At 40.9% G+C, this 13,338-nt stretch carries 12 protein-coding genes; 5 read left to right on the forward strand and 7 right to left on the reverse strand.

Translation table 11 applies throughout. From position 1 onward, the window contains the following. Positions 1–140: 140 nt before the first annotated feature. Complete coding sequence (locus tag G4P69_RS26910; RefSeq protein WP_208338327.1) at positions 141–770, reverse strand: CPP1-like family protein; 630 nt, start codon at positions 768–770, stop codon at positions 141–143. Positions 771–1,562: 792 nt separating this feature from the next. Here G4P69_RS26910 and G4P69_RS26915 point away from each other — a divergent pair. Then, complete coding sequence (locus tag G4P69_RS26915) at positions 1,563–2,282, forward strand: response regulator transcription factor (protein WP_208338326.1); 720 nt, start codon at positions 1,563–1,565, stop codon at positions 2,280–2,282. A gap of 105 nt (positions 2,283–2,387) precedes the next feature. Here the strand turns inward: G4P69_RS26915 and G4P69_RS26920 are convergent, their stop codons facing one another. Further along, positions 2,388–2,858: a DUF4079 domain-containing protein gene (locus tag G4P69_RS26920; protein WP_208338325.1), complete on the reverse strand. Its 471-nt coding sequence runs from the start codon at positions 2,856–2,858 to the stop codon at positions 2,388–2,390. 107 nt (positions 2,859–2,965) lie between these two features. Here G4P69_RS26920 and G4P69_RS26925 point away from each other — a divergent pair, with 107 nt between their 5' ends. Continuing rightward, a complete protein-coding gene (locus G4P69_RS26925; RefSeq protein WP_310833533.1) occupies positions 2,966–4,237 on the forward strand; it encodes an ankyrin repeat domain-containing protein in 1,272 nt (423 codons plus the stop codon). A 138-nt stretch (positions 4,238–4,375) separates the two neighbouring features. On the opposite strand, the gene G4P69_RS26930 is transcribed toward G4P69_RS26925, so the two are convergent. From G4P69_RS26930 to G4P69_RS26940, 3 genes are all read right to left on the reverse strand, one after another. After that, complete coding sequence (locus G4P69_RS26930; protein ID WP_208338323.1) at positions 4,376–4,729, reverse strand: phage holin family protein; 354 nt, start codon at positions 4,727–4,729, stop codon at positions 4,376–4,378. A 59-nt stretch (positions 4,730–4,788) separates the two neighbouring features. After that, positions 4,789–5,649, reverse strand: coding sequence for a peptidoglycan-binding domain-containing protein (locus G4P69_RS26935; RefSeq protein WP_208338322.1), 861 nt, complete (start codon positions 5,647–5,649; stop codon positions 4,789–4,791). 154 nt (positions 5,650–5,803) lie between these two features. Beyond that, positions 5,804–7,078, reverse strand: coding sequence for a M16 family metallopeptidase (locus tag G4P69_RS26940; protein ID WP_208338321.1), 1,275 nt, complete (start codon positions 7,076–7,078; stop codon positions 5,804–5,806). A gap of 193 nt (positions 7,079–7,271) precedes the next feature. Between G4P69_RS26940 and G4P69_RS26945 the strand changes: the two genes are divergently transcribed. Further along, positions 7,272–8,693 carry a lysophospholipid acyltransferase family protein gene (locus tag G4P69_RS26945; RefSeq protein WP_208345473.1) on the forward strand — a complete coding sequence of 474 codons (1,422 nt, stop codon included), beginning with the start codon at positions 7,272–7,274 and terminating at the stop codon, positions 8,691–8,693. 134 nt (positions 8,694–8,827) lie between these two features. Then, positions 8,828–9,388: a 3'-5' exoribonuclease domain-containing protein gene (locus G4P69_RS26950; protein WP_208345475.1), complete on the forward strand. Its 561-nt coding sequence runs from the start codon at positions 8,828–8,830 to the stop codon at positions 9,386–9,388. A gap of 177 nt (positions 9,389–9,565) precedes the next feature. Here the strand turns inward: G4P69_RS26950 and G4P69_RS26955 are convergent, their stop codons facing one another. Further along, positions 9,566–10,894: a hypothetical protein gene (locus G4P69_RS26955; protein ID WP_208352429.1), complete on the reverse strand. Its 1,329-nt coding sequence runs from the start codon at positions 10,892–10,894 to the stop codon at positions 9,566–9,568. Between the two features lie 278 nt (positions 10,895–11,172). Here G4P69_RS26955 and G4P69_RS26960 point away from each other — a divergent pair, with 278 nt between their 5' ends. Continuing rightward, the gene (locus G4P69_RS26960; RefSeq protein ID WP_208345047.1) at positions 11,173–12,630 is read left to right on the forward strand and encodes a hypothetical protein; all 1,458 of its coding nucleotides are present in this window, start codon (positions 11,173–11,175) and stop codon (positions 12,628–12,630) included. A 45-nt stretch (positions 12,631–12,675) separates the two neighbouring features. Here the strand turns inward: G4P69_RS26960 and G4P69_RS26965 are convergent. Next, positions 12,676–13,338, reverse strand: a 663-nt coding sequence (locus tag G4P69_RS26965; protein WP_208352432.1) for an ATP-binding response regulator, incomplete at its 5' end; no start/stop codon positions are given.

Genomic DNA, 13,338 nt, shown 5'->3' on the forward strand with positions numbered 1-13,338 from the left:
GCTTAGCGCGCAGCGTAACCGCTATTTTTGACATTTGTATCAAATTTTGCACAAAAAAATTTAAGTGACGAGCGCTGAAACGTAACGTCACCGTAAAACTGCGGGACAACATTTTAAGAGAATAGCCCCACCAGCAGCAGCTACCGTAGAAAGCTATTGATCAGCCACCACAATACAAATGTCACGACAGTTGAAAATTGGTTGACAGTCAGAGGGATAAATTGTTGTATGGTTGGTACCAGCCAGTTACCAACTAGCCCCCCAGTAATTAAGCCGGTTATTAAACCGAGCAGGGTGAACAAAACTGCTCGACCAAACTTACCTTCTTTGCGATTAAGAAAGTAAATACTAATACCGACACCTACAACCAATGCCAACTGTAAGGTTTGATCACCGCCCGATGGGTAAAACACGCTTATGGCACTCAAACCTAAATACCAAGCTCCAGGTAAAATTACGTCTATAGGAGTTGGTTTATCGAGTATTCGTTGCAGCCATGCTGACGAATTCTCTATAGAACTTGGATTTTCTTTTGGAGGTACTGGTACTCGTAGCTCTGGAAAGCGTATGCGTTCAGGCACTTTGATTTTGCCTTCTTGGCGCATCCGCAAGCGCTCCATTAAAATTGCATCATAAGCTGCTTCAATTATTTCCTGACGCTTCGTATCGCCTTTGTATTGTTCAAATAGGCGATTACGAACATCCTGAATTTCATCGAAACTAGCATCTTCTGATACCCCAAGTTTTTCGTAGGGATTTTGATCGCTCATGGGAGTTGATAACTTCAGCCTAATTAGCGGCAGGGTTTTATAATAAAGAACTCAGGAGTCAGGAAACAGAATTCAGTATGAACTTTGTACAAATAGTGGAATCCTTTTGGCGTTATCCAATTGATTCTGACTCCTGAATTCTGAATCCTGACTCCTTATTTAAGGTTTTAGGTCGGTCGGAACTAGTGTTTCGTTCGACTTTTGTGCCCTACCAGGATAGTAGCACGGGTCAGCTTAAGTAGAGGTGGTATTTTTCACTATAGTCACTTTAACATATTGTTAGAACTCCGTGTATCCCCTCATGTCGTTCATGAAACAGAGCTTTACTCTAGAATTTGAGCTAAGAGTATCTAAAAGGCATTATTTTATGAAAAAATTATCATTTGTGTTTCAGATTTGGCAATTCACCGTGCCTTAAACAAATTTAAAATCCTACTTCCGTACTTTTGCCTTATGTCATCGAGTCGCATATGGATTTAAAATTAAAGCGTTTTAAATAACTAAGCAAGTAAGTGTGTAAAGTGCTATATTTTACCCTGTTGCTGCGGTTAAGTTCAGCGTGTTTAGAAAATAAACACAAAATTGATAATTACAAGCCTAAAACTGTAGTTTTAGGGTCGCATTACCATAAAATAGGCGTTTATATCGCCGATAATCCTGATTACACTAATTATTTGAATAATCTGGGATTTATTACCTTAGCCTTGTAGTTTCTTATTCCCCTTAAAGCGGATATGCTGTTTTCAGCAATCGGCTTGTTAATCCTATAAATCATTGTGCAAAGTAATGGTCATGGCTCCTGCCAAGATTCTTGTAGTTGACGACGACCCTGCGGTTCGGAATTTAATCCAACGCTTTTTGATCAAGCAGAACTATCAAGTGGAGGCTGCTGAAGATGGAAAGACGGCCTTATCCATGTTTGAGCAGTTCAATCCTGATTTGGTAATTCTAGATGTGAATTTACCAGATGTAATTGGATTTAACCTCTGCCAGGAAATGCAAAGCCGTAATGGTGTTTTTGTTCTGATGCTGACTAGTCGCGCAGACGAAGCCGATAAAATTCGCGGCTTCTCCAAAGGTGCTGACGACTATCTCACCAAGCCTTTTGGTTTGGGAGAACTAGAAGTCAGAGTAGCAGCTATTCTCAGGCGTCAGCGCGTTGTGACCACAGCAGAACAAAAACGCCTGATTTTTGAAAAACTCATGATTGATCCTGTGCGGCGAGAGGTGTCACTTAACAATCAACCAGTACCCTTAACTGCTCTAGAGTTTGACTTGTTGCATTTTTTAGCTAGCCATCCTGGTCGAGTTTGGCGACGTTCTGAATTAATTCAGGAAGTCTGGGATTATGAATACGTCGGTGATCAACGGGTTGTGGATGTACATATAGGTCAAATTCGCAAGAAAATTGAAGCCGACGCTAGCCAGCCTGCTTTGATTCAAACCGTGCGCGGCGTTGGGTATAAGTTTGAATGTCCTACTCAACCCCAGCAATTAGAAAAAGCTCGTTAGAATTGGGCAATGGGCATGGAGCATTGGGGATTCGGGATTGCGAACTTGGTATAATTCTTCTGTTGCTCACCCTGCCTCCCCTGCTCCCTGTTAAGAGTTACCTCTCTAAGCGTGAGCGACAATTTCTATGACGATTTCCACGCCAGTGAAAGCCAGTACCGCAAAAAGACCTAAAAGCACGAAATTAAGCGAAATATGAGTTACACGCGCCCAATTAGCTCCTTTTTGCATAAAAGGAGCTAAAGAGGCAGAAATAGCGACTAGACCGAGCATCCCAAGTCCTCCTATCAGGTGGGTGCCGACATACAACTTGCCATCGCTAAGGTAGGTGATAGCAATAGCTCCAAGAGCGCTTAATACCATTAAGGCTAAAATTACGGAACCGATTTGGTAGTGTTTGACATTGTATCTACCTTTAACTAGTTCTTTCTTTTGTTCTCCTTCAGCAGATCTGGTACGCTGGACTTGGAGTCCTAAATAGGCAGCGTAAATGGATAGTAGCAATAGCGCCGACATTAATATTGGGTGCACAAAGAGTAAAGCGAATTTAACCGATGCCGGAATTTCAAGATTCATAATTCTAAATTTTTAAACCTTCATAAAAATTAGCATGAATCTAATACAAGTCTCTAGATGGGAAAATAAAAAATACTACTTTGCGGAATTAAAAATTAGCTGTGTTCATAACAAATATGCTGTTAGCTAGTAAAAGTGGCGATATCAAGCGAGTACAAGCGTTACTAGCTTCAGGCGCGCCTGTTGACGCAAGCGATCGCGACGGTACGACAGCGTTAATGATTGCTGCGAATTTAGGTTACACGGAAATTGTGCGATCGCTCTTACACTCTGGAGCAAATATCAACTTAAAGCGACAACGTTACGGCTTAACGGCTGTCATGTTGGCAGCTAGCGCTAACAGGCTGGATACACTTAAGCTTTTACTAGATAAAGGTGCCGATGTAAATATCGTTAATGAGGATGGCTCTACAGCGTTAATGGCAGCAGCGATGAAGGGTTATGCTGAGGTTGTAAAAGTCTTACTAGCTGCTGGTGCTAACGTCAATGTTAAAGATAAAGATGATGACACAGCTTTAACACTAGCAGTAAATTCTGGACATGCTCGTATTGTACAATTTTTACTCCAAGCAGGTGCAAATGTCAATACTCAAAATCAAGAAGGTGAAACCGTATTGCTCATAGCGGCGGACTCCGGAAATCTGGAAGTTGTACAAGCACTGTTGGCGGGAGAAGCTGATATCAATGCCCAAAATTCTAATGGTGAAACTGCGCTTTTAGCAGCATCAGCCGCAGGACACGTAGCGATCGTGTCAGAGCTACTTGATTATGGTTCTGATGTTAATGTTCAAGACAAAGAGGGTGAAACAGCCCTACACCTTGCCGTGGTAGAAGGTTTCACGGATGTTGTAGAAATTTTACTGAAGCATAATGCAAATGTACGCGTAAGAAACAAATTAGGTGATACACCGTTGCTAGTAGCAGCTCTACAAGGGCATAGCCAGATTGTTGAGGCACTGTTACATTATGGAGCAGACGTGAATGAGAAAAATTTGGGTGAACTGCCTTTGACTCTAGCTGCAACACAGGGACATACTGAAACGGTAAGGGTGTTGCTTGGCTTTGGTGCTAATGTCAATGCTAAAGGTGATGATGGCAAAAGCGCGCTGATCAAGGCTGTAGAGCGTAAACATACAGGTGTGATTCAACAGCTAATAGGTAAAGGGGCAGATGTTAATTTGCTAGATTTTGCGGATGCGACGGCGTTGATGTGGGCGGCTTCCCGAGGATATGATCAGGTGGTGCAATTTTTGGTAAGAGCTGGTGCAGATCTCAATTTAAAAAATCGAGGTGGTTATACAGCTTTGATGCTAGCAGAGTTTAATGGGTATAAAGGTGTGATAAACATTCTCAGATCAGCAGGAGCACAAGAGAATTGAGGAGCGACTTGTTCTTTTTGGGTTATGACTTATACCTTTGTAACACAGCAGCCAACACAAAGCTACCACCTCACAAAGTTCAGAAATCTGCTAAGATAGCATTCTATCTTTTGATTTCCCAGAAGATTTTTTGTTGTTCTACTCAACAGACCTAAGCAAATAACTAATTACACTAGAAACAACTGCCAACACTATTGAACCTAATAAAGCAGCACCAATACCTCTAATCTCAAAACTATGACCTGGAGTAAGGGCGCTTGCTAGCCAAAGGGTGAGGGCATTCAGGACAAATGTAAACAGCCCAAAGGTAATTAAGGTAATAGGAAAAGCCAAAAAGCCTAAAATGGGTTTAACAAAAGCATTTACTAACCCGATAATAAGAGTTGCAATCAGGGCCGTAAAAAAATTCTTGATATAAAACCCAGGAACGATGTTAGCCGTAATTAGCAGTGCCACCGCAGTGCCGACCCACGTCAATAGAAAGTGTAACATACCCTTTTTGTAGATGTATTGTTTTGTAAAGAATGAACGGAATAAATTCGTACATTAACTTAGCGTCGTCGCATAAGAGCTTCCCAAGTTTCTCCACCAACTACACCGTCAGCCTCTAGACTATAACGTTGTTGAGCAGCTTTCACCGCACTTTCGGTCTCTGTGCCAAAATATCCACTGATACTACCTTCAAAAAAACCAAGCTTTTGCAATCGTTTTTGTAACTTAACCACCTCTGGACCACGCATTTTTAAACGTAAAATTGGGAATCCGCTTTGAGTATATTGAATTGTAGGATCTGACTCAGCACGAGCGGTTGTAGTATTGTGTCGAGCAGGTGGTTTTTGTGAACCTGTATTTGGTGTTGCAGGTTTTGGCTCAGGATTAGAAGAATTAACAACTTTGGAAGTCGTATTATTTGGTTTTGTTGATGGCTTTGGTTCAGGAGTGGGAGCAACTTTACTAGTATTGGAAGTTTCAGGGTGATTAGGAACTTTATTCCCTGTGTGAGGTGGAGAGGCAGGGGTGGCAGTTGATTCACTAGGAAAAAGTTGTTGCCAAGTATTTCCATCAACGATACCATCAGGATTTAAGCCAGCTGCTTGTTTAAACTTAGAAACAGCGCTCGCAGTTGTACTGTTATATATGCCGTCCACGGCTCCTGTATAAAAGCCCAAAAGTTTTAGAGCCGCCTGAACTTCTGATACTGAGTCTCCTTGACTACCAAGTTTTAGTGTAGGACGGTTGATGTTAGTTGCTGTATTTACCTGAGCAATTTGTGGTGTTGCTGCAAACGAGACTACACTAACGAGGTTAAAAAACATAACTATACAGCACGACAGCAGTATTTTAACTCCTGCTTTCTGCTCCTTCTGCCCTTGTAAGTATTTTAATATACTGGTTTTTGCACTCTCTTTCATCAAGTTTACCCTTCAAAAAAGCTGATCAACTTTGTACAATGACTTAAGAAGTAGTCATTGTCAATGTCAATCAACGGCATTGGGGATTGGATTTACTGCTTCCCCTGCTCAAGAAAGTTCCCCCTGCTTCCCCCGCTTGCCCTGCTCCTTGTCCTTACGGAAGGGCACTAGTAATTGCTTTTTGTGGACCTACTAAAGAAACATAAGGTTCCCGTAAATATCGGTAAGCTGCCTCAATAACATCTACTGCGCTAACAGAGGCGATCATCTCTTGAAATTTCCGATCAAAGTCAATTCCTAGCCCTAAAATTTCATACCATCCGTAGAGTTGAGCAATTTGGGCATTTGTCTGTTTACCTAGGGCATACTGTCCTAATATCTTGTTTTTAGCTGTCTGGAGCGAATCTTCGTCAAGCTGGACACTAGACAGTAAATCAACTTCTGCTTTCAGTCCAGAAAAGGCTATTTTGGTATTTTCTGGAGCTGTACCCATGTAAACTACAAATGAAGCTGGAAATAATCGCGTAGGATAAAATGCAGATACCTCGTATGCTAAACCGCGCTTTTCTCGTAACTCCACGAACAAGCGACTGGAAAGCCCATTTCCTAAGTAAGTAGACATCAACTTTAATGCGGCGTAGTCATGGGAATCGGCAGAGGGACCTAAATAACCTAGTGTGACAATTGATTGTTGGGTTGTAAGGGGTGTAATTGTAGACTGTGGTTGAACTTGAAGATTCGGTAAATTTAATTTTGGCACTGGTTGATCAACAGGTGCTTGCCAGTCTCCAAAAATTTCTTCGACTAAAGTCATGCTATTTGCTGGTGTGATTCGACCAACAATACTAATGACCACATTATCTGGACGAAAATAAGTCTGATGAGCCTGTACTATATCGTTACGGTTTAAGCTGCTCATACTGGCTTCAGTTCCCAAAACCGACAATGCATAGGGATGGTTTTGGTACATGCTCAACCTTAGTTTGTCTACAGCAACGGTGAAAGGTTGCTCTTGTTGTGAACGAATATCTTGTAAGGCAATACGCTTTTCTAGCTCTACTTCAGCTTCAGGAAAAGTTGGCGATCGCAAAATCCGCCCTGCCAATGAGAGAATTTCTCCAAAATCCGCCGTCACAGTTTTTAAGGACACCAAAAAATAATCAGCAGTTGTATCGGCGCTTAAACTTGCTCCTACAAACTCTATTCGTTCCGCGATTTCCAAACTAGAAAGTCCATCACATCCTTTTGTTAGGACTGTTGAGAGTAAATGTCCTAAACCAGCCTGCTCTTGGCTTTCATAACAGCTACCAGCACGAACAAAAATTCGCGCCGCCACAATATCAGCTGTTGGATTTTCAGCCATCAGCACTACAATACCATTGTTTAAAACAGTGCGATGGATAGTCGATTTTTGCAGGGAGGTTGTCATTTGTTGGGGATTGGGGATTGGGGATTGGGGATTGGGGACTGGGGACTGGGGATTGGGGATTGGGGACTGGGGATTGCGAAAAATCTCAGTACCCATTACCCAGTCCGAGAAATAGGGCGTGTTAAATCCCTGTCCTCAATTCCTCCCAGTACCCAGTACCCAGTCCCCAGTACCCAATCCCCTTTAAAGAATCGTGGCTCATCCAATTCATCGCGCTCAACCACCCCTAGAGTTTATCCCACAAAAATTCAACCCTCTGGTATACTACGCAATACGAGGGTTATTACCGCTTTTGCTTCTATTGCGATTACGTCCGTGGTTACCAACCGGGATAGCAAAAATCGAAACCGTAAATGTTGAGGTTCTCGTCGATCTTTACCAAAAATTTCAGAATGGGAAGATTCGCTTTTTGATGGCGTTTCGCCACTGCGAAGTTGATGATCCTCTATGCATGATGCATATGTTAGGTTACGCTGTACCAAAAGTAGCTCGTCAAAAAGGGATCTCATTACAATACCCAACTCATTCTCATTTTCTCTATGATCGAGGAATGTTACTGTGGGCTGGAGATTGGCTCGGATGGCTATTTTCCAGAGTGGGAGGTTTACCAATTTTTCGTGGGAAGGTAGATCGGGTGAGCTTGCGAACAGCACGAGATTTGTTTGCTAGTGGAAAATATCCTATATCTGTTGCTCCGGAAGGCGCAACCAACGGACATAGCGAATCTGTAAGTGCTTTGGAACCAGGGGTTGCTCAGTTAAGCTTTTGGTGTGTAGAAGAATTAATCAAAGAGCATCGAGCCGAAGAAGTTCTAATTTTACCAATTGGTCTTCAATATCGTTACATCAATCCACGTTGGGAAAAATTAGACAGGCTTTTAAGCAAATTGGAAGCTGATAGCGGCTTAGAAGTAAAGCGAATTGATCCGTCTGGCGTTGTTAACCGAGAAAAGGTTTTTTATGAACGGCTTTTTCACCTGGGCGAATATGTCCTTTCCGAGATGGAAAAGTTTTACGATCGCTTCTATCATCAACACCCAAGACATCAAGCCGCAACCAAGAGCGAAGATTCATCAGCGAACCCTAATCAATTGCTTGCAACTCGCCTTGAAATTTTACTGAATAGATCTCTACAAGCTGCTGAGCAATATTTTGGTCTTGAACCTAAAGGAACTATCATTGAACGCTGTCGCCGAATAGAATCAGCAGGCTGGAATGATATTTACCGAGGAGATTTACCAGATTTGAAAACCTTATCCCCTTTGCAACGTGGTTTAGCTGATTGGATTGCAGAAGAAGCTTCTTTGCGTATGTTACATATGCGCCTAGTCGAAAGTTTCGTAGCAGTTACAGGAAACTATGTTCAACAAAAGCCCTCTTTTGAAAGATTTGCGGAAACTACTTTAATTTTGTTCGATCTCATAGAGAGAATTAAAGGAAACAAAAATCCAAGACGCCCTCGCATGGGTTGGCGACAAGCAAGGCTAACTGTAGGGGAACCAATCTCAGTCACACAACGTTGGTCAAAGTATCACGAGAACCGTCACGCAGCTAAACAAGCAGTGAATGATCTGACACGAGACTTACAAATAGCATTGGAAAATTTGATTGTATGATTTTTGAGGGAATGAAAATCTGAAACTATCAATGCTTTTGTAGATTTGGAATGCTCCCCTTCAAGATAGTTACCGTCCAACCTTGGGTAAGCTTTTAATTGAAGGTAAAGGCAAACAGACGGGGAAAATAAAAAGTGACACTTGAAATCTACGTCAGCACCGATATAGAAGCGGATGGTCCTATTCCTGGACCGCACTCTATGCTTAGTATTGGCTCAGCAGCGTACACAGCAGAGAAACAATTGGTTGCGACTTTTTCAGCTAATTTAGAAACCTTACCAGGCGCACAAGGACACCCCACAGCGATGAAATGGTGGTCGGAACAGCAACCCGAAGCTTGGGCGGCTTGTCGAGCCAATCCAAAACCTCCACAAGAGGTTATGCAGTCCTATCACTCTTGGCTTGTGGCTTTACCTGGTAAACCAATTTTTGTTGGTTATCCAGCCGCTTTTGACTTTATGTTTGTCTATTGGTACTTAATGAATTTTGTAGGTGAGAGCCCATTTAAGCACTCAGCATTGGATATCCGTTCATATGCAATGGCATACTTAAAACGAAACTACAAAGAATCGGGCAAGGAGAATCTACCAGCTGAATGGTTTGAAGATCTTCCATTGACCCATGTTGCTTTAGATGATGCTATCCAGCAAGGGACTTTGTTTTGTAATTTGTTGCAAGCGAATTTACGGGGATAATTGGGCATTGGGCATGGGGCATGGGGCATGGGGCATTGGGCATGGGGCATGGGGCATTGGGCATGGGGCATTGGGGTATATAAGTTGAGAAGTCTCAAAGCAATTTTTTCCTTGTTCCTCTGCTCCCTGCTCCCTGCTCCCTGCTCCCCTGCTCTCCTGCTAAGAGATCCTCTGCCCCTATACCTCGTGACAACTATCGAGATAAGCTTTAATTTCCGGTACTCCTGTCATCTTTTCATAGAAGAAATTGTTGACAATTTTCATCACTTCTGCTTGAGCTACTTCCACTTCGTTATTAAGGGGAGTACCAGGCTTTTGCCTAGATAGACTGCGGTATAGGCGCAGTAGATGACGTACAATCTCTAACTCTTCTTCACCTTCGAGCACCTTAACGACCGCTACTATCAGTTCATCTACCTGATTGAGAATACTGTCAAGATCGAAGACAGTGCAGTTATCGCTGGCTTGTTGGACAGTTCCTACCAGAGCGTGAACTTGATAAAGTAGGGCAGTAGGCTCATCGAACAATTCACGCAAAAAGGCTGCTTCCTCATAACGCCCGTTAAGTCGGAAGATGTTGTATAGGCGTTTGGCTACTTTACCGTAGTTGAGGTGATTGGCTTTGACGTATTTTTTGACTTCACCTTCCAATCGCTCCATATAGGTATCCATGACATCAGGAGAAACCTGCTTTGCCAGTTTGGAAAATAAGGGTGCAGAGCTAGCGTCTAGATAAACCTCTTGGAAGTAGCCGTCTAGATAACCGTCCAGCGCAGTGATGGTACCATCTGGGGCTTCCCAAGTAACATCTAATACATTACTGGCATTAGACAACTGACCGCGTATTGGATCGGCAATAATCCATTCTAATTTATACCAACCTGGATCATGTGATACTGAATCCCACTGTATAACTACAGGATTGCCATCAGCGTCGCACGCATCTATCTGACCAGCTATAACTTCATGAGGTAGCCATTTAATTGGTGTACTTGCTCTCCGCGTCCGTCCTTCCCGAACCACTTTCTGAGGGTAGCTACCAAACGTAACATCAACTAATTGGTAATTTGGTCCCGACAAGGTGTTGAGAGCCTTATCGCGCATGATTTTAGTAAGAATCTCACAAGCTTCGGCACGGGTGGGGGCGATGATATTTACTCGCTCAAAGTAGTCACAGTCGCCTGGATAGGTTTGGATCTTCGATTGAGCAGCTGAGCCAGAAAGCGCCAACGCAGTTTCTACAACACCAGGAACGTCGTCAAATTCTACTATTCTCCCAACAGACCGAAAGTATGCTAACTGTTGCGGATCAAAATCCAACATCGTGACTTTGTGCCCAAAGACACCCGTTTCTTCATCGACAACAATATCGCTATCGCCTGTCGATTCCGCAATTGACTTCATCCAGCGTTCTAATTCTTGCTCATTGAGTTGAACCCCCAAACGGTTCGCAGATTCCACGATGCGTTGATAGACTTCTACATTTGCGCCTTCTATTTTTGTCATGATATATTCCTCGCCGAATATTGCGTTTGTAGTGTTAGAGATAATTGCAAATCAATTGAATTTCTCAACAATTGGAAGACATGCTGATTGCATGATATCCGTATCAGTATTAATAGATTAAGGGATGAGGGAACACTCAAAAACCTTTCTCCATTTTGATTTAAGGTTTTCTCTTAATACATATAATTAAATTTTTGTCAATCTATATTAGGATAGAGAAGGCGAAAAATCTAGTAATCGCTTTTGCAAATCCACATTAATATAGAGGTTTATGATAAATGCAGAAAATTAATTTGATAAAAAATACAATTTTTTATATTTTTGTATTTTTATTTGCTTGCTTTTTTATTAAAATATTGATTATAAAGAATACTTTTCATGGATATGTTTTTCAAGAATGGCTCGTTAATTATAGCCAAGGCTTTGTTAGAAGAGGACTAACAGGCACTTTTTTTCTATTTATACAAAAAAAATATAATGCAGATATAGATAAAATCATTAAATACTTTTCTTACATTACATTTTTCCTTTTCTCGATAATATATATATTCAAAGTCAGACAATGTAAAAAAATATTAGACTGGCAAGCATTGATGGTTGTGCTATTTTTACCTTCTCTAATTCTATTTCCCATATATAATTCTGGTGTAATTGGAAGAAAAGAGTTCTTCTTTTTCTTTGGCTTGCTTATAAATTTATTTTTTCTAGAAAAAACTATTAGAATCTGGAAGATAGATAGAGATATAGAAAATTCTTTTGAGAATTACCCAATTTCAGTAGAGGCAGTCAATAAGTATTGCTACAATTTATTTATTTGGTACAATTTACTATCTATTCCTACTGCATTAAGTCACGAGGGAATTATTTTTCTTGGACTTCCTTTAAACATGGTGATTACGTCTAGTTTTCTTAGTTTAACTTTGTCTAAAAAACAAGTTTCGTTGCAAACTATAATAATTTATTTACCTACTATTCTCGTATCGTTTCTATGTCTTATGTTTAAAGGTAATAATACAATAGCATTAGGAATATGCCATTCCTGGCAAGAATATAGTCATATTTATAGTAGTTTACCCAAAGACTGTAGCAATATTATGTCGGGAGGAGTTCTAAGATATATTGCTATTTCAAATAAAGACATTATAGGAGAAGTTATGTCAACGAATATTTCTCAGGGAAAAGGTTCGGCTTTTTTCAGTTGGATATTCGCTTTTTTTATGAATATAGTTATCTTGATGCGTACCTCTTCGACCATAATTATAAATTCAGTAACAAGTCTAAATCGAAAAATTGCCCAACAGGGAGGGGGTCATTTTCTATCTCCAGTTAATATAGTCACGCATTTTAGCTTCAAATATGCCTTTATTCCTTTTATTTTTTCTTTCATTCTTTATGTCATTGCACTTGATTGGGGGAGATGGTTTTTCATAACTTCTGTTAGTTATGTTTTCTGTCTTTTAAGTCCTAATTTAATTTACCTTGAAATAGTTAGATATCATCACAATCAAGGCAGAAAAAAATATCTGTTTCCTATTTTCTCAACTTATTCAAAATTTATAAATTATCTGTATAATCTGGATTTATTACGACATTTTTCTATAATCTATTTTTTAGGTCTTTTTTACACATTATTTGTACTGAAACTGCATTATTATAATATGAGTGTAAAAGAATTATACACGAATCCATTAACATATAGTTTGTGGCAAAGAGCTATTTCATTCCTATTTAATTAACTCAGAGATAAAGACTCTTGAGTACTTATTATCAAGTACCTATATCTAAGATATAAGATTAGCGATCGCACTCAACAAAGCATCTGGATCAACCGGTTTCGCAATATGTTGATCAAAGCCAGCAGCAAGGGCTCGTTTTTGATCTGTTTCACTTGCATAAGCAGTCAGCGCGATCGCACGAATTCTCCCTCCTTGTTCAGGGGACCGAGTGCGGATTGTTTGTAGCAAACTATACCCATCCATTTCAGGCATTCCAATATCACTAATCAGCAAATCAGGCTTATATTGCTCGAAAAAGGTCAATGCTTCAATAGCAGAAGCCGCCTGTGTAGTTTTCATACCTGCTTGCTCTAAGACAAAAGCAAGGAACTCACGCGAATCCGGTTCATCATCGACTATCAAAATTTGGAGGTTATTAAGTCTCAAACTCGCTTCGGTAAGAAATGAAGGTGATCCTTGATCGCTGATTTTGCTAACGTTATCCTCCATAAGTGGCAACTTGACTGTAAATGTCGCACCTTGTCCCTCACCCAGACTATCTGCGTGAATTGTACCTCCGTGTAGCTCGACGAGTTGTTTTACAATTGCCAGTCCTAAACCCAAACCGCCAAACTTACGAGTTGTTGCACTATCTTCTTGGCGAAAGCACTCAAACACATGGGGTAGAAAATCAGGACTAATGCCTTTTCCTGTGTCGATAACTTGAAT

The sequence above is a fragment of the Aetokthonos hydrillicola CCALA 1050 genome, assembly GCF_017591665.1.
GTDB classification, from domain to species: Bacteria; Cyanobacteriota; Cyanobacteriia; order Cyanobacteriales; family Nostocaceae; genus Aetokthonos; species Aetokthonos hydrillicola.

What these genes read in the sequence shown, in the direction of transcription:
- G4P69_RS26935 (WP_208338322.1), bottom strand. Translation starts at nt 5,649, where the DNA reads ATGAAAGAGAGTGCAAAAACCAGTATATTAAAATACTTACAAGGGCAG.
- G4P69_RS26940 (WP_208338321.1), bottom strand. Translation starts at nt 7,078, where the DNA reads ATGACAACCTCCCTGCAAAAATCGACTATCCATCGCACTGTTTTAAAC.
- G4P69_RS26910 (WP_208338327.1), bottom strand. Translation starts at nt 770, where the DNA reads ATGAGCGATCAAAATCCCTACGAAAAACTTGGGGTATCAGAAGATGCT.
- G4P69_RS26955 (WP_208352429.1), bottom strand. Translation starts at nt 10,894, where the DNA reads ATGACAAAAATAGAAGGCGCAAATGTAGAAGTCTATCAACGCATCGTG.
- G4P69_RS26920 (WP_208338325.1), bottom strand. Translation starts at nt 2,858, where the DNA reads ATGAATCTTGAAATTCCGGCATCGGTTAAATTCGCTTTACTCTTTGTG.
- G4P69_RS26930 (WP_208338323.1), bottom strand. Translation starts at nt 4,729, where the DNA reads ATGTTACACTTTCTATTGACGTGGGTCGGCACTGCGGTGGCACTGCTA.
- G4P69_RS26960 (WP_208345047.1), top strand. Translation starts at nt 11,173, where the DNA reads ATGCAGAAAATTAATTTGATAAAAAATACAATTTTTTATATTTTTGTA.
- G4P69_RS26915 (WP_208338326.1), top strand. Translation starts at nt 1,563, where the DNA reads ATGGCTCCTGCCAAGATTCTTGTAGTTGACGACGACCCTGCGGTTCGG.